This window comes from Amycolatopsis thermoflava N1165 (genome assembly GCF_000473265.1).
Classification (GTDB): Bacteria; Actinomycetota; Actinomycetes; order Mycobacteriales; family Pseudonocardiaceae; genus Amycolatopsis_E; species Amycolatopsis_E thermoflava.
This window is the reverse complement of sequence record NZ_KI421511.1, coordinates 1606447-1629054: the sequence shown is the minus strand read 5'-3', so window position 1 is coordinate 1629054 and position 22608 is coordinate 1606447. Positions and strand designations below refer to the sequence as shown.

Sequence of the window (22608 nt, the reverse complement as noted above, 5' to 3'; positions counted from 1 at the left end):
GTCAGGAAGCGCTTTCGGCGACGAGGTCGATCGCGGTCGCGGTGACGCGCAGCAGCGAGGGACGCAGCTCGGGCGCCTGCTGTCCGGCCGCCCGCACCTCCTGGGCGAGCCGGTCGGCGTCGGCGGTGCCGGACCGGGTGATCCACAGGTCGTCCGGGCAGAGGATCGCGACCGTCAGCTCGTCCCAGCCGTGGATGCCGGACATCCGCTCGTGGAAGTCGGGCAGCATGACCGCGCCTGCCGCGCCGAAGCCGTCCGGACGGTGCATCCGGATCAGCCGCCCGGTCTCGGTGACGGCCTCCTCCAGGACCAGGCCGTCCTTGACCGAGTCCAGCGCGGTGGTGACGATCCCGGTGAAGTCCGCCTCGCCGTCGAGGTGGTTGTTGAGCACGTGCCGCATCCCCACCGTGCCGTGCGGCGTCAGCGCGGTGTAGGCGAACGTGGCGAACAGGTCGCGCCCGGCCACCGGCAGCCACGGCATCGTCTGCCGCACCACGTCGCTGCCGCCGAGGGATCCGCTGCGCAGCACCGGGAGCAGCTCGCCGCCCGCCTGCTTCTCCCTGGCGCGGCGGGCTTCCGCCGCCAGCTCCTCGGCCTCCTCGGCGCGCAGGATCTCGTCGAGCACCTGCTGCGCCTTCGCCAGCGCTGCGTCCCAGCCCGCCGGCTCCGGCCGTTCGAAGATGAACTGCAGCCCGGCGTCGGCGAAGGTCTCGTCGAGGAACCTGCGGTCCGCGGCGGAGGGCTCCCAGTAGGCGGCGATGCGGGTGACCCGGGCGGCCTCGGCGCCGTGCTCGGCCACGACGCGCTGCCAGGCGCGCCGGTAGCCGTCCTCGTCCCGCGCGCCGACCGGCTCGGTGAAGAACTCGTCGGCCGAACCGAGCGTGAACGAGATGGGGTTGGTGGTGGGGTCACCGAGATCCACGGAAGATGTCTCCTGCCGCTACGACGATGTGTGCGGATCAAGGAAACACCACGCTGTCAAGCCGCCGATCAGGGCTGCCGGTCACCCTGTTCGGTGAGCTGCCGGACCGCTTCGTTGATCGCGGCGTGCCGGGCCGTGCGCACCGCCGTGCGCAACGGGCGCAGGGCGTCGGCGCGGCGCACCGCGGCCGACGACGACAACGCGCCACCCGGCTCGTCGATCTCCGCGATCGCCAGGATCGCGCCCACCTCGTCGGCGCGCTGCAGCACCCGCAGCGCCCGCCCGGGTGTCCCGGCAGGCCAGTTCAGGCGCGGCCGCGCCCGCAGCTTCGCCGCCAGCTCGGCCCGCACGCCCGGCCGGTCCCGCGCGACGTCCAGCGCCTGCAGCGCGCCCGCGGAATCGCGGATCGCGTCGGTCAGGCCGTGTTCCGCCTCGTTCAGCGCCACGTAGTCCGGGCTCAGCGGCACCGCGACCTTGTGGACCGACCAGCGCACCAGCCCCTCGGCGATCGGGACCGGCACCAGCCCGAACCCCAGCCCGGGCAGCAGCACGGCCTCACCGGCCCGCATCGCGGCCTCGGTGAACGGCCCGCCGCCGCCGAGGCCCCGCGGGTCGCCGGGCGCGGGCAGCACCAGCCGGGCCGGGCCGGCGCCGTGCGCGCGCAACGCGGCGAGCAGCTGGACGGGCGTGCCGGGGAAGTCACCGGCGAGCGGGAGGTCGAGCGTCACCGCGGCTTCGGCGTCCGCGGCCACCACCTCGTGGGCCTCGCCCCACGCCAGGAGCGCGTCGAGGACGTCGTCGGACGCGGCGGCGCCGGACAGCCACGCCGAGGCCCACACGGTGAGGGTCGCACTGGGACAGCACACGGCGATCCAGAATACGGCACCCGGACGCTGGAGTTGCTCCACGTCGACGACACCGCGGGACGTGCGTAGCGTCGTAGTCGTGACACCCGCACCCGAGAACCTCCCGCGCACCGCGGGAGCACTGCGCGCGGCCGGGCACCTGCCGCGCAGCATCAAGACCGAGATCCACGACAACCTCCTCGCCGCGCTGCGCGAGGGCCGGAACCCGTGGCCGGGGATCGTCGGGTTCGACCGGACGGTGCTGCCCCAGTTCGAACGCGCCCTGCTGGCCGGGCACGACGTCGTGCTGCTCGGCGAGCGCGGCCAGGGCAAGACGCGCCTGCTGCGCACGCTGGCCGGCCTGCTCGACGAGTGGACCCCCGTGATCGAGGGCTCCGAGCTGGCCGAGCACCCGCTGGAGCCGATCACCCCGGCCTCGCGCCGCCGCGCCGCCGAACTGGGCGACGACCTGCCGGTGGCCTGGCTGCACCGCGATCAGCGCTACACCGAGAAGCTGGCCACACCGGACACGTCGGTCGGCGACCTGATCGGCGACGTCGACCCGGTGAAGGTGGCCGAGGGCCGCAGCCTGGGCGACCCGGAGACCATCCACTTCGGACTCGTGCCGCGCGCGCACCGCGGCATCGTGGCGATCAACGAGCTGCCCGACCTCGCCGAGCGGATCCAGGTCGCGCTGCTCAACGTGATGGAGGAGCGCGACATCCAGATCCGCGGCTACACGCTGCGGCTGCCGCTGGACGTGCTGCTCGTCGCCACCGCCAACCCCGAGGACTACACCAACCGCGGCCGGATCATCACGCCGCTCAAGGACCGCTTCGGCGCCGAGATCCGCACCCACTACCCGCTGACCGTGGCCGCCGAGGTGGACGTGGTGCGCCAGGAGGCGAACCTGGTCGCCGAGGTCGGCGAGCCGCTGCTGGAGGTGCTGGCCCGGTTCGTGCGCAACCTGCGCGAGTCCACCGTGATCGACCAGCGCTCGGGCGTGTCGGCCCGGTTCGCGGTGGCGGCGGCGGAGACCGTCGCCGCGGCGGCGCTGCGCCGGGCCGCGCTGACCGGCGAGCACCCGGCCGTGGCGCGCCCGGTCGACCTGGAGGCCGTGCCCGCCGTGCTGCGCGGCAAGATCGAGTTCGAGCCGGGCGAGGAGGGGCGCGAGACCGAGCACCTGGTGCACCTGCTGCGCCGCGCGGTCGCCGAGACCGCCCGCGAGCGCTTCGGCGGGCTCAACCTGCGCCCGCTGGTCGAGGCGGTGTCCAACGGGCACCTGGTCGCCACCGGCGAGCGCGTGCCGGGCGCGGACCTGCTCGCCGCGCTGCCCGAGCTGCCGGTGCTGCACGAGGTCGCCCAGCGCGCCGGCGTGTCGGCCACCGACGAGCCGGGACGCATCGCGGCGGCCGTCGAGCTGGCACTGGAGTCGCTGTACCTGGCCCGGCAGCTGGCCAAGGACTCCGACGACGCGACCACGGTGTACGGGCCGTGAGCACCGCACCCGAGGGCTGGTCCTACGGCCCGTGGCACGAGGGCCCCGACCCGCTCGCCCCGCCGATCGACCTGCGCGAGGCGCTCGACGAGATCGGCCGCGAGGTCATGGACGGCGCGTCGCCGCGGTCGGCGCTGGAGGAGCTGCTGCGCCGCGGCACCCGCAACACGCGCGGGCTCGACGAGATGACCCGGCGGGTGTGGCAGCGCCGCGCCGAGATCCAGCGGCGCCACCGCCTCGACGGCACGCTGCAGGAGGTGCGGCGCCTGCTCGACGAGGCACTGGACGCCGAGAAGCGGGCGCTGTTCCCCGATCCGTCCGACGACGCCCGCTTCGCCGAGGCGCAGCTCGACGCGCTGCCGCCGGGCACGGCCGCCGCCGTGCGCGAGCTGTCGGAGTACCCGTGGCGGTCCGAGGAGGGCCGGGACAAGTACGACCAGATCCGGGACCTGCTCGGCCGGGAGATGCTCGACGCGCGGTTCGAGGGCATGAAGCAGGCGCTGCAGAGCACCAGCCAGGAGGACGTCGAGCGCGTTCACCAGATGCTGGCTGACCTGAACGCGCTGCTCGACGCCCACGCTCGCGGCGTGGACGACATCGACGAGCGGTTCGACGAGTTCATGCGCCGCCACGGCGAGTTCTTCCCGGAGAACCCGCGCGACGTGGACGAGCTCGTCGACGCGCTGGCCGCGCGGGCGGCCGCCGCGCAGCGGATGCTGAACTCGATGTCGGCCGAGCAGCGGGCGGAGCTGGCCGAGCTGGCGCAGCAGGCGTTCGGCGACCCGCGGATCGGGCAGCAGCTGGCCGGCCTGGACGCGCGGCTGCAGGCGATGCGGCCGGGGGAGGACTGGACGTCCTCGGCGCGGTTCCGCGGCCAGGACCCGCTGGGGCTGGGCGAGGGCGCGCAGGCGATGCAGGACCTCGCGGAGCTGGACGCCCTGGCCGAGCAGCTGGCCCAGTCCTACCCGGGCGCGCGGCTGGAGGACATCGACCTGGAGGCGCTGGAACGCCAGCTCGGCCCGGACGCCGGGGTCGACGCGCGGCGGCTGTCCGAGCTGGAGCGGGAGCTGCGGTCGCAGGGCCTGTTCGAGCGCGCGCCGGACGGTTCGCTGCGGCTGACCCCGAAGGCGTTGCGGCGCCTGGGGGAGACCGCGCTGTCGGACATCGTGCACTCGCTGCGCGGCAAGACCGGCGAGCGGCAGACGGAGTCGGCGGGCGCGGCGGGCGAGCCGACCGGGGCGAGCCGGCCGTGGCAGTTCGGCGACCGGGAACCGTGGGAGGTGTCCCGCACGGTGCGCAACGCGGTGCTGCGGACGGCCTCGACGGGCGGCGGCGCGGTGCGGCTGGACGTGTCCGACGTGGAGGTGGTGGAGACCGAGCTGCGGTCGCGGGCCGCGGTGGCGCTGCTGGTGGACACGTCGTGGTCGATGGTGTCGGAGGGCCGCTGGCTGCCGATGAAGCGCACCGCGCTGGCGTTGCACCAGCTCATTTCCACGCGCTTCCGCAACGACGCGCTGCAGCTGATCACCTTCGGCCGGTACGCGGCGTCGGTGGAGCTGCCGGAGCTGGTCGGGCTGGAGGGGGTGTGGGAGCAGGGCACCAACGCGCACCACGCGCTGCTGCTGGCGGGCCGCCACCTGCGACGGCACCCGGACGCCCAGCCGGTGGTGCTGATGGTGACCGACGGCGAGCCGACCGCCCACCTGGAACCGGACGGCACCGCCGAGTTCGACTACCCGCCGCAGCCTCGCACCCTGGTCAAGACGCTGTCCGAAGTGGACCGCCTGGCGAAGATGGGCGCCTCGGTGTCGGTGTTCCGCCTCGGCGACGACCCGCGGCTGGCGGCGTTCGTGGACCTGATCGCGCGGCGCTCCGGCGGGCGTGTCGTGGCGCCCGAGGTGGACGGCCTGGGCGCCGCGGTGATCAGCGACTACCTCCGCACCCGGCGGCGCTAGCGCGGTTCGCGCCTGTTCCGGCGGTCGGCAGGGCAAGTGGCCCGGGCCGGGTGGCGCGGGCACGGACCCGCTTGCCGGCTGCCGGGGGCCGGTGCTCGCGCGCGACTGGCGGCGCTGGTCACGCCTTGGCGGGACGATCGCCCCCTCTAGCGGTGCCCGATCCGCATTCCCGGGCGGCGGCGGTGCACGGTCAGGTACGACAGGCCCTCCGGGCCCGCCTCGATCGCCCGTGCCTGCCCGTGCGCCAGCCACACCAGCGAGCCCGGGCCGACGTCGAGGGTGTCGTCGCCGGTGGTCAGCTTCCCGGCGCCGGTCACGACCACCAGCAGCAGGTCGAGGTCCGGCTCGGCGTGGGTGCCGATCCGCTCGCCGGCGGGCAGGTGCACCAGGTTCGCGTCGAGCTGGCGGCCCTCCTCGCGCAGCCGCCACAGGATGCCCGGCGCGCCGCCGCCCGCCGCGGCGATCTCCTGGATGTTCGCCGGGAGGGTCTCGCTCGGGCCGTGCCGGTGTGCCGTGGTGCGCAATCCAACCCCGCCCTGTTAGTACGAAAAATCCTTGGATAAATTCAGGACCAGGATAACCCGCGCGCAGGGGAGGCCACGATGACGCACCACGTGCCGGGACGCCGCGCCGAGGTGCTGCGCGCGATCCGGGAGACGGGGCCGGTGGGTGTGGCCGAGCTGGCCGGGCGGCTCGGGCTGCACCCGAACAGCGTGCGCTTCCACCTGGACCAGCTGGTGGCCGACGGGCTGGTCGAGCGGGCGCCGGGCCACGCGCGCGGCCCGGGACGGCCTGCCGCCGAGTACCGGGTGCCGCCGGTGGCGGCGCGGGGCCAGGACCGCCGCTACGAGGTGCTGGCCGAGATCCTGCTGACCGGCGGCACCGGCGACCCGGAGACGGCGGGCACCGCGTGGGGCCGCCGTCTCACCGCCCGTCCGGAGACGCCCGCGCAGGTGGTGCGCCTGCTCGACGAGCTGGGCTTCGAGCCCGAACAGGCCGCCGACCCGCACCGGATCCGCCTGCGGCACTGCCCGTTCCTGGAGCTGGCGTCCCGCCACCGCGACGCGGTCTGCTCGGTGCACCTCGGCATGCTGAACGGCGCCCTCGCGGACGGCCCCCTCCGCGCGAGGCGCCTGCTGCCCTTCGCCGACCCGGACGCATGCGTGGTCGAGCTGGAAGCGGCCGATGGCTGAGCCGACCGCACGCGCGACCCGCCCGCCCAGTGCCGACACCAAAACCCCCGCGGGTGCCGGTCGCTGGTCGGGCTGCGCGGGCGAGCCGCCTGGCCTGCGCCGAACCGGACGCCCTGTCCCGAACCGCCCCAGCGCCGAGTCGAGCCCCCGCGCGGGACTGCAGGCGGCCGATGCCGCACCGGGTGACCCGCGCGCACTCCCCGGCGTGCGCGGAACCGGCCCTCTGCGTCGAATCGAGCCCCTCGCCGAGGTGGTGGCGGCCGATGCCGGACCCGGCGCCCCGTGAACCCCGACCCCGAACTGGAGGTTGTCGATGGCTGAACTCGCCGGTGGTGTCACCTGCCTCTGGCTGGGCATGGTGCTCGGGATCTCGTTCCTCGAGGCGCCGCTGAAGTTCCGCGCTCCCGGCGTGACCGTGCCGCTCGGGCTGGGCATCGGGCGCATCGTCTTCCGCGCGCTCAACCGCGCCGAGGTGGTGCTCGCGGTGCTCGTCGCGGCCGGGGTCGCCCTGTCGGACGTCCGGTGGCCGGTGTACCTGGCCGGCGCCGTCGCCGCGGTCGTGCTCGCCGTGCAGCTCGCCGTGGTCCGGCCGCCGCTGAACCGCCGCTCCGACCGTGTCCTCGCCGGCGAAGACGTCCCGCGGTCCCGGGCGCACGTCGTCTACGTCGTGCTCGAGGCCGTCAAGGTGCTCGCCCTCGTCGCGCTGGGCGGCCTGCTCCTCACCGGGGGATGACCGCGATCCGGGCGCCCCGCCCGGGCACCATCGTGATGTGCCGCGGCTTCGAGTGCTCGCCGCGGGCGCGGTCCGGCTCCACCGCGAACCGGGTCAGCACCGCCCGCAGCACGATCGTCGCCTCCAGCAGCGAGAACCCGGCGCCCAGGCAGCGCCGCACGCCGCCGCCGAACGGGAACCACGTGCCCGACGCCGGGCCGCCGTCGAGGAACCGCTCAGGCCGGAACGCCGCCGGGTCCTCGTGGTGCGCCGCATCGCCCTGGACCAGCGCGATCGAGGGCATCACCGTGTAGCCGGCCGGAATCCGGTAGCCGCCGATCTCGATGTCGCGCGTCAGCCGCCGCGCCACCTCGGAGATCACCGGGTGCTGCCGCATCGCCTCCTTGGCCACCGCCTCCAGGTACTTCTCGTCCCCGGCGTCGGCGGCCTCGATCGCGCGCCGCTGCCGCGCCGGATCGCGCGCCAGCTCGTGGAACGACCAGGCCAGCGCGGTCGCGGTGGTCTCGTGCCCGGCCAGCAGCAGGGTGATCAGCTGGTCCCGCAGCTCCGCGTCGGAGAGCCGGTCGTCCTCGGCGGGCACCGTCAGCAGGCGGGACAGCACGTCGCCGCGGCCGTCGAGGTCGTCGGCCTTGCGGCGGTCGGCGATCTCGGCGTAGAGCAGCTCGTCCACCCGGTCCTGCGCGAGGCTGTAGCGCCGCCACGGGCCGAACCGGCGCAGCTTCGCGTTGTGCCAGCCGAACAGCTCGAGCACCCCGATGTCGACGATCCGGGTGAGCAGGGCGCGCAGCTCGTCCAGCCGCGGCCCCTCGGCGACGCCGAACACCACGCGCAGGATGATCTCCAGCGTCAGCGCCTGCATGCGCTCGTGCGAGCGGAACACCCGGCCGGGCGTCCAGCTCGCGACCTCGGCCTCGGCCAGCTCGGTGATCATCTCCCGGTAGCCGCGCAGCGCCGCGCCGTGGAAGGCGGGCATCAGCAGCTTGCGGGCGCGCAGGTGCACGTCCTCGTCGGTCAGCAGCACCGAGTGCGGGCCCATCAGCGGCTTGAGGATGACGTTGCCCTCACCGGCGTGGAACACGTCGGCCGGTCCGCTGAACACCGCCTTGATGTGCTCGACGTCCGCCAGCTGCACCACGTGCCGCTCGGGGTACAGGTTTAGCCGCACGAGGTCGCCGTAGCGGCGCCGCAGCAGCGGCATCAGCACGTGCCGGAAGTTGCCGAAGAGGACCGTCTGCACGCCCGCCGGGAGCCTCGGGCCCGGCGGCAGCGGCAGCGTGCTCGTCCGGGACGGGGTTTCGACGCTCATCGCGACCTCCTCGACGTGACCGGTGCCTCATTTATACGCACGTGTAACTCGGGTGTCCAGCTAGGGTTCCGGTGTGGGACACCGGGAAGAGCTGCTCGCCGCGGCGCGGCGGCTGCTGGAGGAGAAGGGGTACGCGCACATCACGGCGCGGGACCTGGTCGCGGCGTCGGACACCAACCTGCACTCGATCGGGTACCACTTCGGGTCCAAGGCGGGCCTGCTCAACGCCGCGATCGGCGAGGTGTTCGAGGAGTGGACCGACAAGCTGGCCTCGATCGCGATGGCCGAGCCCGCCGTGCCGCCGATCGAGCGCGGGCGGCGCGCGTGGGCTGCGATGCTGGACAGCCTGCCCGCCAGCCGGGCGCTGCTGCTGTCCTACGTCGAGGCGCTGGCGCAGGCCGAGCGGACGGAGTCGCTGCGGGAGCAGTTCGCCGAGCAGTACCGGCGTTGCCGCGCGAAGGTCGCCGAGCTGGTCGCGCGGTCACTGGCGGACGGCACCACGGCCGACGACCCGCGGTGCCAGGCGGTGGCCAGCTTCGTGATCGCGATCTGCGACGGGCTGGCCGTGCAGTGGCTGCTCGACCCGGACGGGGCGCCGACGTCGGAGCAGCTCACGGCCGGCCTGGAGGCGATGTGGGCCGCCTCGTTCCCGGGCGCCTGACTCACCCGATGCGGTCACGCGCCGCGCGATGACCCGGAAGTGGATCTACGGTCCGAGACGTGGCAGCGAAAACGATCTTCCGGTTGGTGGCGGTGGTGACGGCCCTCGTGGCCGGGTTCGCGCCCGCGGTGGCCTCGGCGCAGCCCGCGGCGCAGATCGCCGGGTTCGACATCAGCGCCTCGCAGGGGGTGCCCGACTTCGCCGCCGCCAAGGCCGCGGGCGCGGGTTTCGTGTTCGTCAAGGACACCGCGGGTGTCGGGTACGTGAACCCGAACTTCCTGGCGCAGTTCCGCGGCGCGAAGGCGGCGGGGCTGTACCGGTCGGCCTACCACTACGCGCGCCCGGACAAGACCGGCGGCGCCGAGCAGGCCGCGTACCTGCACACCCACGACGGCAAGTGGTTCGCCGACGGCATGACCCTGCCGCCGACGCTGGACCTGGAGGACACCCCGAACACCCCCGCCTGCTACGCGAAATCGCCGGCGGACATGGTCGCCTGGATCCGCGACTTCAGCACCGAGCTGAAGCGGCGCACCGGGCACACGCCGATCATCTACACGACGAACCGGTGGTGGAAGGCGTGCACGGCCGACAGCACCGCGTTCGCCGCCGACCACGTCCTCTGGCTGGCCCGCTACAACACCACGATGGGCGAGGTGCCCGGCGGCTGGACGGCGAAGTTCTGGCAGTCCGCCGTCGCCGGCCCGCTGCCCGGCAACCAGGACACGTTCTTCGGCACGATCGACGAACTGCGGTCGCTGACCGCTTCGTGACGCGAAACGTTCCCACCGGGCGGGACGGTTCACCGGAACGCCACTTAGGGTTGGGGTATGAAGACTTGGTCCTCGGTACCCCTGCCCTACGTGCCGGGCACGCCACGCGCGCTGCGGTTGTACGACACGGCCACCGGGCAGGTGCGTCCCACCACGCCGGGCAAGACGGCGCGCATGTACGTCTGCGGCATCACTCCGTACGACGCCACGCACCTCGGTCACGCGGCGACCTACCTCGCGTTCGACCTGGTCAACCGGGTGTGGCGGGATAGCGGGCACACGGTGCACTACGTGCAGAACGTGACCGACATCGACGACCCGCTGCTGGAGCGCGCCGAACGGGACCAGGACGACTGGGTGGTCCTCGGCCTGCGGGAGACCGCCCTGTTCCGCGAGGACATGGAGGCGCTGCGGGTGCTGCCGCCGAAGCAGTTCGTCGGCGCGGTGGAGAGCATCCCGGAGATCGTCGAGGTCATCTCGAAGCTGCTCGCGCACGGCGCGGCCTACCGCGCCGCCGACCCGGAGTACCCGGACATCTACTTCGACCGCTCGGTCACCGGCCGCTTCGGCTACGAGTCGAACTACGACGGCGAAACCATGGCGAAGTTCTTCGCCGAGCGCGGCGGCGACCCGGACCGCCCCGGCAAGCGCGACCCGCTGGACGCGCTGCTGTGGCGCGCCGCCCGGCCGGGTGAGCCGTCCTGGGAGTCCGAGCTGGGCCCCGGACGCCCTGGCTGGCACATCGAGTGCAGTGCGATCGCGGTCAACCGGCTCGGCATGGGCTTCGACGTGCAGGGCGGCGGCTCGGACCTGATCTTCCCGCACCACGAGTACAGCGCCGCGCACGCCGAGGCGCTGTCCGGCGAGCACCCGTTCGCCCGCCACTACGTGCACAGCGGCATGATCGGCCTGGACGGCGAGAAGATGTCCAAGTCGCGCGGCAACCTCGTGTTCGTGTCGCGGTTGCGCGCCGACGGCGTGGACCCGAACGCGATCCGGCTCGCCCTGTTCGCCGGCCACTACCGCAGCGACCGCTCGTGGACCGACGACCTGCTCACCACCGCCCAGCAGCGGCTGGCGCGGTGGCGGGAGGCCGCGGCGCTGCCGGCCGGGCCGGAGGCCGACGACACCGTCGCCCGCCTGCGCGACCACCTGGCCGACGACCTCGACACGGTCAACGCGATGCGGGCGATCGACGCGTGGGCCGACGAGGCGCTGCGGCAGGGCGGGCGCGACACGGGCGCGCCCGGCCTGATCCGCGTCGCGGTCGACGCGCTGCTGGGCGTCGAGCTCTGATCGGCGTATAACGACCTATACGGTGTGGCCCTGTTCCAGTCGCAGGGTCGCACCGTCCCACTCCCGGCGCAGCCACCGGTCGTGGCTGGCGAGGACGACGGCGCCGGGCGCCGAGCCCAGCGCGTCGAACAGCTCCTCGGCGAGCGTGAGCGAGATGTGGTTCGTCGGCTCGTCGAGCAGCAGCAGGTCCGGTGGCCGGGCGATCAGGATCGCGAGCGCGAGCCGCCGCCGCTGCCCGACCGACAGCAGCCCGGCCGGCCGGTCGAGGTCCCGCGGCGCGATCAGGCCGAGGTCGGTCAGCGCGGGGGAGTCCGGGCCGGCCGCCTCGGCGTAGAGCCGGCGCGGCGTCCGCGCCGGATCGGGCAGGGTCACGTCCTGCGCGAGCATCCCGGTGCACAGGCCCTTCCGGCGTTGCACCGCCTGCCGGGCCAGCCCGCCGGCGAGCACGGTGAGCAGCGTCGACTTGCCCGCGCCGTTGCCGCCGGTGACCAGGAGCCGCGCCGACGCCGTGAGGTCCAGTTCGGACAGTTCCAGCCGTCCCGGCACGTGGATCCCGCGGGCGGAGAGGATCAGCTCGTCCTCGCCCGCCGGTGCGGTGAGCGCGCCCGCGAACCGCAGTGGCAGCGGGGGTTTGCGGACCTGGTTGGCGGTGAGCTCGTCGAGCCGCTGCTGCGCGTTGCGGACCCGCCGGGAGATCTGCTTCTGCACCCGGCCGGTCTTGAAGTCGTATAGCGTCTTCGCGTTGTCCCTCGGCGGCCGGTCGTGGGCGACGGCGCGCGCGGTGACCGCGACCGACTCCTTCAGCCGCCTCAGCTCGGCCTGCTCCTCGGCGTGGCGCTGCTCCCACCGGGCGCGTTCGGTGCGCTTGTGCGCCAGGTAGTCCCGGTAGGCGCCGCCGTAGCGGGCCGGCCCGCCGAGCGCGGGATCGAGGTCGACGATCGCCGTGCACACCGCGTCCAGGAAGACCCGGTCGTGCGAGGCGAGCACCACCGTCCCGGACAGCCCGGTGAGGTGGCGTTCGAGGAACTCCATCGCCGGGTCGTCGAGGTGGTTGGTCGGCTCGTCGAGCAGCAGCGTGGCCGGCTGCCGGATGAGCAGCGCGGCCAGCCCGAGCCGGGACCGCTGGCCGCCGGACAGCTCGCCGACCGGCCGGTCGATCCCGCCGAGCCCGAGGCCGTCCAGGACGACCGCGGCACGGCGGTCGGCGTCCCAGATGTCGTGTGCCTGGGCCCATTCCAACGCCTCGCCGTAGTCGGCGAGGACCGCCTCCGACGGATCGGCCGAGACCGCCTCGGCGAGCCGGTCCAGGCGCCGCGCCGCGCGGCGGATGCCGGCCAGCGCGTCCTCGACGACCGCCGAGAGCGGGGTGTGGGCGGGGTAGGGGAGTTCCTGGTGCAGGAACCCCACGTCGGGTCCGGTGTGGACGGTGCCGCCGTGCGGGATCTCGGCGCCCGCCAGGAGTTTCAGCAGCGTGGACTTGCCCGCCCCGTTCTCGCCGACCAGGCCGACCCGCTGGCCGGGGTCGGCGGCGAAGTCGAAGCGGTCGAACAGGACGCGGTAGCCGTAGGAGAAGGACAGCTCGTGAACGCGCAAAGACATGGGACATCACCGGCCGGAGTGCGATGGCGGAACCCGCCGGGCCACCTGGCCTCGGACGCGGGTCGGTCGGGATGTCAGTTCTTCATGGTGCTCCCAGGCTAGCGCGGGAGGGCAACTTGTTTTCCGGCTCGAGATGTGAAAGAGTCCTTTCGAAAGCTTCCTTTCACGTTGGGAGTGCCGATGGCCGCCGAACTGCCGCCGCGACGGCGGGTCCGGGACGCGGAGCTGATGCGGGCGCTGGCGCACCCGCTGCGGTCGGAGCTGCTGAGCTACCTGATGGCCGTCGGGCCGCGGACCGCGACGGAGTGCGCGGAGGCGGTGGACTCGACGGCGTCGAACTGCAGCTGGCACCTGCGGCAACTGGCGCAGTGGGGGCTGGTGGAGCGCGTGGAGGCAGCCGATGGGCGGGAGCGGCCGTGGCGGGCCACGCCGGTCGGGCTGGACTTCGGCGAGTTCGCGACCGACCCGGGGGTGCAGACGGCGCAACTGGCCGCGGCGGGAGCGCGGATCGCCGAGGACGGCGTGCTGGGGCAGCGGTTCCTGGACACGATCGGCTCGTTCGACCGCGAGTGGCAGGAGGCGTCGGCGATCAACACCTATGCCCTGCGGGTGACGCCGGCCGAACTGGCGGCCCTGACCGAGGCGATCGACGAGCTGGTGCGGCCCTACGTGGCGACCATCCGGACCGGGGCGCCGGAGGGAGCGCGGCCGGTCCAGGCGAGCTGGCGGGCATACCCGCGCGTCGAGGCGAACGGGAAGCCGAGTGAGTAGCGCCGGGGCTGCGCGCCCGCGCCGCGGCGCCGACAAGCCCGGCACCGGAGGTGGGCACGCACGCGAGTGGCTGGACTGCCGACGCGGCCCGGCCATCGGCCGGCGAGCCTCCAAGGGCGCGCCCAGCGCCCCGCCACTCGCGAGCAGCATCCCGCGCGGGGTGTGCGTCGTTCCGCGACGCGCGAACAGCAGCCCCCCGCCACGCGCGGGCAGCATCCCGCCTGGCGCGCCCACCGTCCGGCACCCGCGAGCAACGTCCCGCGCGGGGTGCGCATCGTTCCGCGACGCGCGAACAGCAGCCCCCGCCACGCGCGCTCGCCATCCCGCACCGCGCGAACAGCAGATCCGGTGACCGGCGCGAAGCACGCGAGGGAGGAGCGATCATGCCCGGCCCCCTGAGAACCCCCGCCTTCGCGCGTCTCTGGGCCGCCGGGATGTGCGCCGAGACCGCGGAGTGGATGCTGCAGGTCGCGCTGCCGCTGCACATCTTCGCGCTCACCGGCTCGCCCGCGGCGACCGCCGCCACCATGGTCGCCGGGGTGCTGCCCGCCGTCGTGCTCAGCCCGGTCGCCGGGGTGCTCGCCGATCGCCGGAACCGGCGCGCCCTGCTCGCCGCGGTGTGCGCAGGCCAAGCGGTCGTCGCGGTGCCGCTGCTCAGCAGCAGCCTTCCGGTGATCTACCTCGTCATGGCTCTGCAGTCCGGTCTCGCGGCGGTGTTCGAGCCCGCCCGCAGCGCGCTCGTCCCCGTGCTGGCCCCCGGGCAGACGACCGCCGCCAACGGGGCGCTCGGCGTCGGCACCTGCGTCGCCCGGCTCGGGGGCAGCGCACTCGGCGGGGTGCTGCTCGGCTTCGCCGGCCTCGGCGCCGTCGTCGTCGCGTACACCGCCGCCCTCGTGGCCGCGATCGGCTTCCTCGCGCCCCGCTTCGCCGAACCCCGGCCCACGCGCCGGGCCCCGGCGGTCCGGGCCTGGCTCGACGGGCTCGCCGACATCCGCCGCGACCACCGGCTCCGGCTGGTGATCTTCATGACCGCCCTGATGTCCGTGGGGCAGGGGATGTTCGTCGTCCTGTTCGTCCTCTTCGTCAGCGGCCCGCTCGGCCAGGGCGAAGCCGAAACCGGGCTGCTGCGCGGTGTCCAGGCCATCGGCGGGCTCGCCGCGGGCCTCGCCCTCGCCACGATCGCCCGCAACGCCGCCCCCGCGCGGCTGCTCGGCTGGGGCACCGTCGCGTTCGGCCTCACCGCCGCCGTCATCTGGAACGCTCCGGCGCTGACCAGCGCATTCGGCGTCTACATCGGACTGTTCATCGCCGTCGGCGTCCCGGTCGTCGTGCTCAATGCCGGGCTGCTCTCGGTCGTCCAGACCGTCAGCCCGCCCGGCAGCACCGGCCGCGTGCTCAGCACCGGCTTCGCCGTGCAGGCACTGGCCCAGGTCGCCGGCATGCTCGGCGCAGGCGCACTCGTCGGCCCGCTCGGCCTGACCCCGCTGCTGAACTTCCAGGCCGCGCTCAACCTCGTCGCCGGCGCGCTCGGGGTCGCCGTGCTGGTGCGGCGGATGACTACGGTGGACCCGTGCCCCACCTCTACGCCACCAGCGACCTCCACGTCACCCACAACGGCAACGCGCCGCTGATCGACGAAGTCCGCCCGGACTCCCCGGAGGACTGGCTGCTGGTCGCCGGTGACGTCGCCGAGAAGATCGACGCGGTCACCACCACGCTGGCCACCCTCAAACAGCGCTTCGCCGAGGTGGTGTGGGTGCCCGGAAACCACGAACTGTGGACCGTCCCGCGCGACGGCGACGAACTGCGCGGCGAGGCCCGCTACCGGCATCTCGTCGAGCGCTGCCGCGAAATCGGCGTCCGCACCCCGGAGGACGACTACCTGGTCTGGCCCCACGCGGACCGGCCGCTCACCATCGCCCCGCTGTTCCTGCTCTACGACTACAGCTGGCGCACCCCGCAGGCCGAGGACGCGTCCCTGGCCGAGGCGCTCGACCAGGCCCGCGAGGCCGGAGTGGTGTGCACCGACGAGTTCTACCTGCACCCCGACCCGTTCCCCACCCGCCAGGACTGGTGCGCCGACCGGCTCAAGCACAGCGAGCAGCGCCTGGACGCCATCCCCGCCGACCACGGCACGGTCCTGATGTCGCACTGGCCGCTGCACCGCCACCCGACCGCGCCCCTGCGCTGGCCGGAGTTCGCGCTGTGGTGCGGCACCACCCGCACCGAGGACTGGCACCTGCGCTACCGTGCCGAGGTCGCCGTGTTCGGGCACCTGCACATCCCGCGCACCACCTGGGCCGACGGCGTCCGCTTCGAAGAGGTGTCGCTCGGCTACCCGCGCGAATGGCGCAAACGCGCCCGCGGCCCGGTCCCGCTACGCCGCATCCTCTGACCTCGGCCGCAACGCCAGCAGCGGCACCGTCGCGGCCAGCACCCCGGCAGCGACGAGGAAGCTCAGCGCCGGGCTGGTGTGGTAGAGCGCGGTGAACACGGCCGGGGAGGCGGACATGCCGAGGAACCGCAGCGCCGTGACCACCGAGATCGCGCCGCTGCGCCCGTTGCCCTCCCCGGCGAGCACCGTCGCGTTGATCCCGACCAGCACCAGCTGGCCGCACACCCCCCCGACCGCCCACGCGACCGTCACCGCGGGCAGCGACGGGAACAGCCCGATCGAGGCCATCGCCGCCGCGCCCAGCAGCAGCCCGGCGGCCAGCGCCACCCGCGGCCCGAACCGGTCCGATGCCGCGCCCACCAGCCGCGCGGCGACGAACCCGGCGATCCCGTAGGCCGTCAGCACCAGCCCGCGCACGCCCGGCGTCAGCGCGAACAGGTCGTCGACCCGGAACGCCACCAGGAACGGCAGACCGGCCAGGCACGCCCAGGCCAGGAACACCACGCCGCCGGCCCACAGCACGACCGGACGCCACGCGTCCCGCAACCGCGACTCCCGCTCGGCCCCCGGGTCGTCCGGCGGCAGCGGGCTCGCCGCCAGCACCAGCGCGACCACGGCGATCCCGGCGAACGCCCACCGCCAGTCGCCCTCCGCGGCCAGCCCGCCGACCAGCGGCGCGGACGTCTGCCCGAGCGCCTGCATCGCCCCGAACGTGCCGAGCGCCCGGCCGAGCCGGTCCGCCGGGGTGATCGCCGCGAGCTTGGTCAGCAGCAGCGGCGTGGTGAACGCGTTGGCCACGCCCTGCAGCCCGCGGGTGACCTGGAACAGCCAGAACCACGGCGCGAGCGCCGCCAGCGCCGCCGCCAGGACGTAGCCGGCGTAGGCGATCCGGATCGTGCGCACCGGGCCCCAGCGTGCGCCGTAGGTTCCCGACACGAGCATGACCAGCGCGAACGGCAGCAGGTAGGCCGTCAGCGACGACGCCGCGGCGCCCGGCGACACGCCGAAACTCGCCGACAGCTCGGGCAGCATCGACGACACCACCCCGGCCCCGAACGGTCCGAGGAGGCCACCGACGTAGAGCGCGGCGCGGGCGGGCCGCCCGCTCACCGGCCTGCCGGTCCAGGTCCCTCCGCGCCCGGACGGCGCCGCCGCAGGTAACGCTCGAACTCGGCGGCGATCTTCTCGCCGCTGGACTCCTCCAGGGTGATCGCGGTCTCCGCGTCGCCGCGCTCCTCCAGGGACCGGACGTACTCGGCGATCTCCTCGTCCTCCTCGGCCATCTCGCTGACCGTCTGCTGCCACTCCTCGGCCTGCTCGGGCAGCGCGCCCAGCGGGACCTCGACGTCCAGGACGTCCTCGAGCTTGTGCAGCAGCGCCAGCGTCGCCTTCGGCGAGGGCGGGTGGGACACGTAGTGCGGCACCGCGGCCCAGATGGAGATCGCCGGGATGCCCGCCTGCACGCACGCGTCCTGCAGGATGCCGACGATGCCCGTCGGGCCCTGGTAGCGGCTGCGCTCCAGCCCGAACCGGGCCGCGGCCTCCGGGTCGTAGGCGGTGCCGGTGACCGGGACCGGGCGGGTGTGGGCGGTGTCGGCCAGCAGCGCGCCGAGCGTGACGACCGTGGTCACCCCCAGGTCCTCGATGTGGCCGAGCAGCTCGCGGCAGAAGGCGCGCCACCGCATGTTCGGCTCGGGGCCGGTCACCAGCACGATGTCCTGGTCGTAGCCGGGCGGGTGGCAGATCGCCAGTCGCGTGGTCGGCCATTCCACCCTGCGGGTGACACCGTCCACCATCCGGACCGTCGGGCGGCTGACCTGGAAGTCGTAGTAGTCGTCCGGCTCGAGCTCGGCGAGCGGCTTGGCGTCCCAGCTCAGCTGGAGGTGCTCCAGGGCCGTGCTGGCCGCGTCACCTGCGTCGTTCCAGCCTTCGAAGGCCAGGATCATCACCCGGTCCCTGGCCGTGGTGTCCTCCGAGTCCGGGGGCTCGGGCTGTGGGATCGCGTCGGCTGGGTCACTCACCCACCCAGCCTACGACCCGGCGGGCGGTGACGAGACCGTAGCCTGGTGTCATGTCCGGTCGTTTCTCGTCACCGCTGCTGGACGCCCTCGCCGCCCGTGTGGTCGTGGCGGACGGGGCGATGGGCACGGCGCTGCAGGCGCACGAGCTGTCCCTGGACGACTTCGCGGGGCTGGAAGGCTGCAACGAGATCCTGAACGTGACCCGCCCGGACGTGGTGCGGGGCATCCACCGCACCTACCTGGAGGCCGGCGCGGACGCGGTGGAGACGAACACCTTCGGCGCGAACCTGGCCAACCTGGGGGAGTACGGGATCGCCGACCGCATTGCCGAGCTGGCCGAGGCGGGGGCGCGGCTGGCGCGGGAGACCGCCGACGAGCACGCGACGCCGGACCGCCCGCGGTTCGTGCTGGGCTCGGTCGGCCCGGGCACCAAGCTGCCCACGCTCGGCCACGCGCCGTACGCGCGGCTGCGGGACGCCTACGTCGAGCAGGTCACCGGCCTGCTGCACGGCGGGGTGGACGCGGTGCTGGTGGAGACGTCGCAGGACCTGCTGCAGACCAAGGCGGCGATCCTGGGCGCGCGCCGGGCGATGCGCGCCGTGGGCCGCGAGGTGCCGGTGATCGCCTCGATCACGGTGGAGACCACCGGCACGATGCTGCTGGGCACCGAGGTCGCCGCCGCGCTGGCCGCGCTGGAGCCGCTGGGCATCGACGTGATCGGCCTGAACTGCGCGACCGGCCCGGCGGAGATGAGCGAGCACCTGCGGACGCTGTCGAAGTCGGCGCGGGTGCCGCTGTCGGTGATGCCCAACGCCGGCCTGCCCGAGCTGGGCCCGGACGGCGCGGTGTACCCGCTGTCGCCGGAAGGGCTGGCCGAGGCGCTGTCCGGGTTCGTGCGCGAGTTCGGCGTCGGCCTGGTCGGCGGCTGCTGCGGCACCACCGGCGAGCACATCCGCCAGCTCGCCGAGGCGGTGCGGGACGCCGAGCGCGCGCCCCGCCGTCCGCGGCACGAGCCCGGCGTGTCCTCGCTGTACCAGGCGGTGCCGTTCGAGCAGGACGCGTCGGTGCTGATGGTGGGGGAGCGCACCAACGCCAACGGCTCCAAGAAGTTCCGCGAGGCCATGCTCGAAGGCCGCTACGAGGACTGCGTGGAGATCGCCCGCGAGCAGACCCGGGACGGCGCGCACCTGCTGGACCTGTGCGTGGACTACGTCGGCCGGGACGGCGCGGCGGACATGGCCGAGCTGGCCGGGCGGCTGGCGACGGCGTCGACGCTGCCGATCATGCTCGACTCCACCGAGCCCGCGGTGCTCCAGGCCGGCCTGGAACGGCTGGGCGGCCGGTGCGTGGTCAACAGCGTCAACTACGAGGACGGTGACGGCCCGGACTCGCGCTTCCAGAAGATCATGCGGCTGGTGTCCGAGCACGGCGCCGCGGTCGTGGTGATGTGCATCGACGAGGAGGGCCAGGCCCGCACCGCCGAGTGGAAGGTCCGCGTCGCCACCCGCACGATCGAGGACCTGGTCACCAACTGGGGCATGCGCGTCTCCGACATCATCGTCGACTGCCTGACCTTCCCGATCACCACCGGGCAGGAGGAGACCCGCCGCGACGCGCTGGAGACGATCGAGGCGATCCGCGAGCTCAAGCGCCGCTACCCGGAGGTGCAGACGACGCTGGGCATCTCCAACGTCTCCTTCGGGCTCAACGCCGCCGCGCGCCAGGTGCTCAACTCGGTGTTCCTGCACGAGTGTGTCGAAGCCGGGCTGACCACGGCGATCGTGCACGCGTCGAAGATCCTGCCGATGGCGCGGATCCCGGACGAGCAGCGGGAGGTCGCGCTCGACCTGGTCTACGACCGCCGCCGGGAGGGCTACGATCCGCTGCAGAAGCTGATGTCGCTGTTCGAGGGCGTCTCGGCCGCGTCGAGCCGGGCCTCGCGCGCCGAGGAGCTGGCCGCGCTGCCGCTGTTCGAGCGGCTGGAGCGGCGGATCGTCGACGGCGAGCGCACCGGGCTGGAGGCCGACCTCGACGCCGCGCTGGCGGAGAAGCCGGCGCTGGACATCGTCAACGACACCCTGCTGTCCGGCATGAAGACCGTGGGCGAGCTGTTCGGGTCCGGCCAGATGCAGCTGCCGTTCGTGCTGCAGTCGGCCGAGGTCATGAAGACCGCGGTGGCTTACCTCGAACCCCACATCGAAGAGCAGAGTCAAGGCGACATCCAGACCAAGGGGAAGATCGTCCTGGCCACGGTCAAGGGCGACGTGCACGACATCGGCAAGAACCTGGTCGACATCATCCTGTCGAACAACGGTTACGACGTGATCAACTTGGGTATCAAGCAGCCCGTCAACGCGATCCTGGACGCGGCGGACGAACACGGCGCGGACGCGATCGGCATGTCCGGGCTGCTGGTGAAGTCCACGGTGATCATGAAGGAGAACCTGGAGGAGATGAACTCCCGCGGCGTCGCCCAGCGCTGGCCCGTCCTGCTCGGCGGCGCGGCACTGACCCGCACCTACGTGGAGAACGACCTCGCCGAGCTCTACCAGGGCGACGTCCGCTACGCGCGGGACGCGTTCGAGGGCCTGCGGCTGATGGACACGATCATGGCGGCCAAGCACGGCCGGGCGCCGGAGATCAGCGCGGAGGAGGCGGCGAAGAGAGCGGAGCGCAAGGCCCGCCGCGAGCGGTCCCTGCGCATCGCCGAAGCCCGCAAGTCCGCCCGAGAGCCGGAGGCCCCCATTCCCGCCCGTTCCGATGTCGCGACCGACGTGCCCGTGCCCGTGCCGCCCTTCTGGGGCACCCGGGTGGTGAAGGGCATCCCGGTCGCCGAGTACGCCGCACTGCTCGACGAGCGGGCCACCTTCCTCGGCCAGTGGGGCCTGCGCGGCGCCCGCGGCGGACAGGGGCCCAGCTACGAGCAGCTGGTGGAGACCGAAGGGCGCCCACGGCTGCGGTACTGGCTGGACCGGCTGGCCACCGACGGGGTCCTGCAGCACGCTGCCGTGGTGTACGGCTACTTCCCCGCCGTGGCCGAGGGCAACGACCTGGTGGTGCTGGCCGAGGCGCACGCCGACGCGCCCGAGCGGGCCCGGTTCACCTTCCCGAGGCAGACCCGCGACCGCTACCTGTGCCTGGCCGACTTCTTCCGGCCCCGCGCCACCGGCGAGGTCGACGTGCTGCCGCTGACCCTGGTCACCATGGGGCAGCCGATCGCCGACTACGCCAACGAGCTGTTCGCCAACGACGCCTACCGCGACTACCTGGAGGTCCACGGCCTCGGCGTGCAGCTCACCGAGGCGCTGGCCGAGTACTGGCACCGCCGCGTGCGGCAGGAGCTGCACTTCACCAGCGGCCGCGCGGTCGCCGACGAGGACCCGCGCTCGGTCGAGGACTTCTTCAAACTGGGCTACCGCGGCGCCCGCTTCTCCCTCGGCTACGGCGCCTGCCCGAACCTGGAGGACCGCGCGACCATCGTGGAGCTGCTCGACGCGGAACGGATCGGCGTGAAGCTGTCCGAGGAGTTCCAGCTGCACCCCGAGCAGTCCACCGACGCGATCGTGGCCCACCACCCCGAGGCCAAGTACTTCAACACCTGAGCAGAGGGAGAACCACTTGACGGACGGCCTTGCTGCCGTGCTCTGGGACATGGACGGCACGCTCGTCGACTCGGAGAAGCTGTGGGACGTCGCGCTCTACGAGTGCGCGGAGTGGCTGGGCGGGACGCTCACCACCGAGCAGCGGCTCACGCTCGTCGGGTCCAACATGGACGCCACGGCGGGCTTCCTGCTGACGGCGACCGGCCACGAGCCGACCGCCGCGGCGGTCGCGGAGACCGGCGCGTGGATCCGCGACCGGACGGCGAACCTGTTCGCCGACGAGCTGCCGTGGCGGCCCGGCGCCCGCGAAGCGCTGACCGCGGTGCGCCGCGCCGGGGTGCCCTCGGCGCTGGTCACCTCCACCGAGCGGTCGCTGACCGAGCTGGCGCTGGACACCATCGGGCGGGAGTTCTTCGACGTCACCGTCTGCGGTGACGAGGTGGACGGGCTCAACAAGCCGCACCCCGAGCCGTACCTGCGTGCGGCGCGGCTGCTCGGCGCGGACCCGGCACGCTGCGTGGCCGTCGAGGACTCCCCGCCGGGCGCCGCGTCGGCCGCCGCCGCGGGGTGCGTCGTGCTCGTGGTGCCCAACGACGTGTCCGTCGAAGCGGGCCCGCGCCGGGTGTTCCGCACCTCGCTGACCGGGGTGGACGCGGACACGCTGCGCGGCCTGGTGTGACGTCGCCGTCAGCAGCGGCGGCCCGGATCGCCCCCGTGGCGGGCCGGATGGAAGGATCTACAGACCGTGAAGACCTTCGACGAGCTGTTCGCCGAGCTCACCGAGCGGGCCCGCAACCGACCCGAGGGATCGGGCACCGTGGAGGCGCTGGACGCCGGCGTGCATGCCCAGGGCAAGAAGGTGCTCGAGGAGGCCGGTGAGGTCTGGATCGCCGCCGAGCACGAGTCCGACGACCGGCTGGCCGAGGAGATCTCCCAGCTGCTGTACCGGGTTCAGGTGCTGATGCTCGGGCGCGGGCTGACCACCGAGGACGTGTACCGCTACCTGTAGCGGGGCCGAGAACGATTGAGGAGTGAGGG

The 22608-nt window shown here is 73.7% G+C and carries 20 protein-coding genes; 13 read left to right on the top strand and 7 right to left on the bottom strand.

Translation table 11 applies throughout. The features are described 5' to 3' along the window. Position 1: 1 nt before the first annotated feature. Both AMYTH_RS0108165 and AMYTH_RS0108160 read right to left on the bottom strand, forming a co-directional pair. A complete protein-coding gene (locus AMYTH_RS0108165; protein ID WP_027929895.1) occupies positions 2 to 922 on the bottom strand; it encodes a hypothetical protein in 921 nt (306 codons plus the stop codon). A gap of 68 nt (positions 923 to 990) precedes the next feature. Then, positions 991 to 1788: a hypothetical protein gene (locus AMYTH_RS0108160; RefSeq protein WP_027929894.1), complete on the bottom strand. Its 798-nt coding sequence runs from the start codon at positions 1786 to 1788 to the stop codon at positions 991 to 993. Positions 1789 to 1867: 79 nt separating this feature from the next. On the opposite strand from AMYTH_RS0108160, the gene AMYTH_RS0108155 reads away from it, so the two are divergent. Continuing rightward, a complete protein-coding gene (locus tag AMYTH_RS0108155; protein WP_027929893.1) occupies positions 1868 to 3265 on the top strand; it encodes an ATP-binding protein in 1398 nt (465 codons plus the stop codon). Further along, positions 3262 to 5220 carry a VWA domain-containing protein gene (locus AMYTH_RS0108150; RefSeq protein ID WP_027929892.1) on the top strand — a complete coding sequence of 653 codons (1959 nt, stop codon included), beginning with the start codon at positions 3262 to 3264 and terminating at the stop codon, positions 5218 to 5220. Before AMYTH_RS0108155 ends, AMYTH_RS0108150 begins: the two co-directional genes overlap by 4 nt. Before the next feature lie 146 nt (positions 5221 to 5366). Here AMYTH_RS0108150 and AMYTH_RS0108145 read toward each other — a convergent pair whose 3' ends face one another. After that, positions 5367 to 5744, bottom strand: coding sequence for a cupin domain-containing protein (locus AMYTH_RS0108145; protein WP_027929891.1), 378 nt, complete (start codon positions 5742 to 5744; stop codon positions 5367 to 5369). 78 nt (positions 5745 to 5822) lie between these two features. Here AMYTH_RS0108145 and AMYTH_RS0108140 point away from each other — a divergent pair, with 78 nt between their 5' ends. Together AMYTH_RS0108140 and AMYTH_RS0108135 are read left to right on the top strand one after the other, a co-directional pair. Continuing rightward, positions 5823 to 6413, top strand: a complete 591-nt coding sequence (locus AMYTH_RS0108140) for a helix-turn-helix transcriptional regulator (RefSeq protein ID WP_027929890.1) — start codon at positions 5823 to 5825, stop codon at positions 6411 to 6413. 313 nt (positions 6414 to 6726) lie between these two features. Continuing rightward, entirely contained in the window at positions 6727 to 7146 is a 420-nt protein-coding gene (locus AMYTH_RS0108135) for a hypothetical protein (RefSeq protein WP_027929889.1), read from the top strand. Here the strand turns inward: AMYTH_RS0108135 and AMYTH_RS0108130 are convergent. After that, positions 7133 to 8452, bottom strand: a complete 1320-nt coding sequence (locus tag AMYTH_RS0108130) for a cytochrome P450 (RefSeq protein ID WP_027929888.1) — start codon at positions 8450 to 8452, stop codon at positions 7133 to 7135. The genes AMYTH_RS0108135 and AMYTH_RS0108130 overlap by 14 nt on opposite strands. 73 nt (positions 8453 to 8525) lie before the next feature. Between AMYTH_RS0108130 and AMYTH_RS0108125 the strand changes: the two genes are divergently transcribed. From AMYTH_RS0108125 to mshC, 3 genes are read left to right on the top strand one after another with little or no spacing between them, the layout of a single operon-like run. Beyond that, positions 8526 to 9113 carry a TetR/AcrR family transcriptional regulator gene (locus tag AMYTH_RS0108125; RefSeq protein ID WP_020422761.1) on the top strand — a complete coding sequence of 196 codons (588 nt, stop codon included), beginning with the start codon at positions 8526 to 8528 and terminating at the stop codon, positions 9111 to 9113. Positions 9114 to 9172: 59 nt separating this feature from the next. Continuing rightward, positions 9173 to 9886, top strand: coding sequence for a GH25 family lysozyme (locus AMYTH_RS0108120; RefSeq protein WP_228684636.1), 714 nt, complete (start codon positions 9173 to 9175; stop codon positions 9884 to 9886). 57 nt (positions 9887 to 9943) lie between these two features. After that, a complete protein-coding gene (gene mshC / locus AMYTH_RS0108115; protein WP_027929887.1) occupies positions 9944 to 11182 on the top strand; it encodes a cysteine--1-D-myo-inosityl 2-amino-2-deoxy-alpha-D-glucopyranoside ligase in 1239 nt (412 codons plus the stop codon). A gap of 15 nt (positions 11183 to 11197) precedes the next feature. On the opposite strand, the gene AMYTH_RS0108110 is transcribed toward mshC, so the two are convergent. Next, positions 11198 to 12781, bottom strand: a complete 1584-nt coding sequence (locus AMYTH_RS0108110; protein WP_027929886.1) for an ABC-F family ATP-binding cassette domain-containing protein — start codon at positions 12779 to 12781, stop codon at positions 11198 to 11200. Between the two features lie 180 nt (positions 12782 to 12961). Here AMYTH_RS0108110 and AMYTH_RS0108105 point away from each other — a divergent pair, with 180 nt between their 5' ends. The 3 genes from AMYTH_RS0108105 to AMYTH_RS0108095 all read left to right on the top strand — a co-directional run bounded on the left by AMYTH_RS0108105 (position 12962) and on the right by AMYTH_RS0108095 (position 15947). Then, entirely contained in the window at positions 12962 to 13552 is a 591-nt protein-coding gene (locus tag AMYTH_RS0108105) for an ArsR/SmtB family transcription factor (protein WP_027929885.1), read from the top strand. Positions 13553 to 13935: 383 nt separating this feature from the next. Continuing rightward, positions 13936 to 15183, top strand: a complete 1248-nt coding sequence (locus AMYTH_RS0108100; RefSeq protein ID WP_027929884.1) for an MFS transporter — start codon at positions 13936 to 13938, stop codon at positions 15181 to 15183. Beyond that, on the top strand, positions 15123 to 15947 hold the full coding sequence (locus AMYTH_RS0108095) for a metallophosphoesterase family protein (protein ID WP_027929883.1): 825 nt from the start codon (positions 15123 to 15125) through the stop codon (positions 15945 to 15947). Before AMYTH_RS0108100 ends, AMYTH_RS0108095 begins: the two co-directional genes overlap by 61 nt. Here the strand turns inward: AMYTH_RS0108095 and AMYTH_RS0108090 are convergent. Together AMYTH_RS0108090 and AMYTH_RS0108085 are read right to left on the bottom strand one after the other, a co-directional pair. After that, positions 15930 to 17057 carry an MFS transporter gene (locus AMYTH_RS0108090; RefSeq protein ID WP_027929882.1) on the bottom strand — a complete coding sequence of 376 codons (1128 nt, stop codon included), beginning with the start codon at positions 17055 to 17057 and terminating at the stop codon, positions 15930 to 15932. The genes AMYTH_RS0108095 and AMYTH_RS0108090 overlap by 18 nt on opposite strands. Beyond that, complete coding sequence (locus AMYTH_RS0108085; protein ID WP_017982487.1) at positions 17054 to 17893, bottom strand: PAC2 family protein; 840 nt, start codon at positions 17891 to 17893, stop codon at positions 17054 to 17056. The genes AMYTH_RS0108090 and AMYTH_RS0108085 overlap by 4 nt, the downstream gene beginning before the upstream one ends. Before the next feature lie 125 nt (positions 17894 to 18018). On the opposite strand from AMYTH_RS0108085, the gene metH reads away from it, so the two are divergent. The 3 genes from metH (at position 18019) to AMYTH_RS0108070 (ending at position 22579) form a co-directional block, all read left to right on the top strand. After that, positions 18019 to 21570, top strand: coding sequence for a methionine synthase (gene metH / locus AMYTH_RS0108080; protein ID WP_027929881.1), 3552 nt, complete (start codon positions 18019 to 18021; stop codon positions 21568 to 21570). Positions 21571 to 21586: 16 nt separating this feature from the next. Beyond that, positions 21587 to 22249 carry an HAD family hydrolase gene (locus AMYTH_RS0108075; RefSeq protein ID WP_157360559.1) on the top strand — a complete coding sequence of 221 codons (663 nt, stop codon included), beginning with the start codon at positions 21587 to 21589 and terminating at the stop codon, positions 22247 to 22249. 66 nt (positions 22250 to 22315) lie between these two features. Then, positions 22316 to 22579 carry a phosphoribosyl-ATP diphosphatase gene (locus tag AMYTH_RS0108070; protein ID WP_027929879.1) on the top strand — a complete coding sequence of 88 codons (264 nt, stop codon included), beginning with the start codon at positions 22316 to 22318 and terminating at the stop codon, positions 22577 to 22579. Positions 22580 to 22608: the final 29 nt, after the last annotated feature.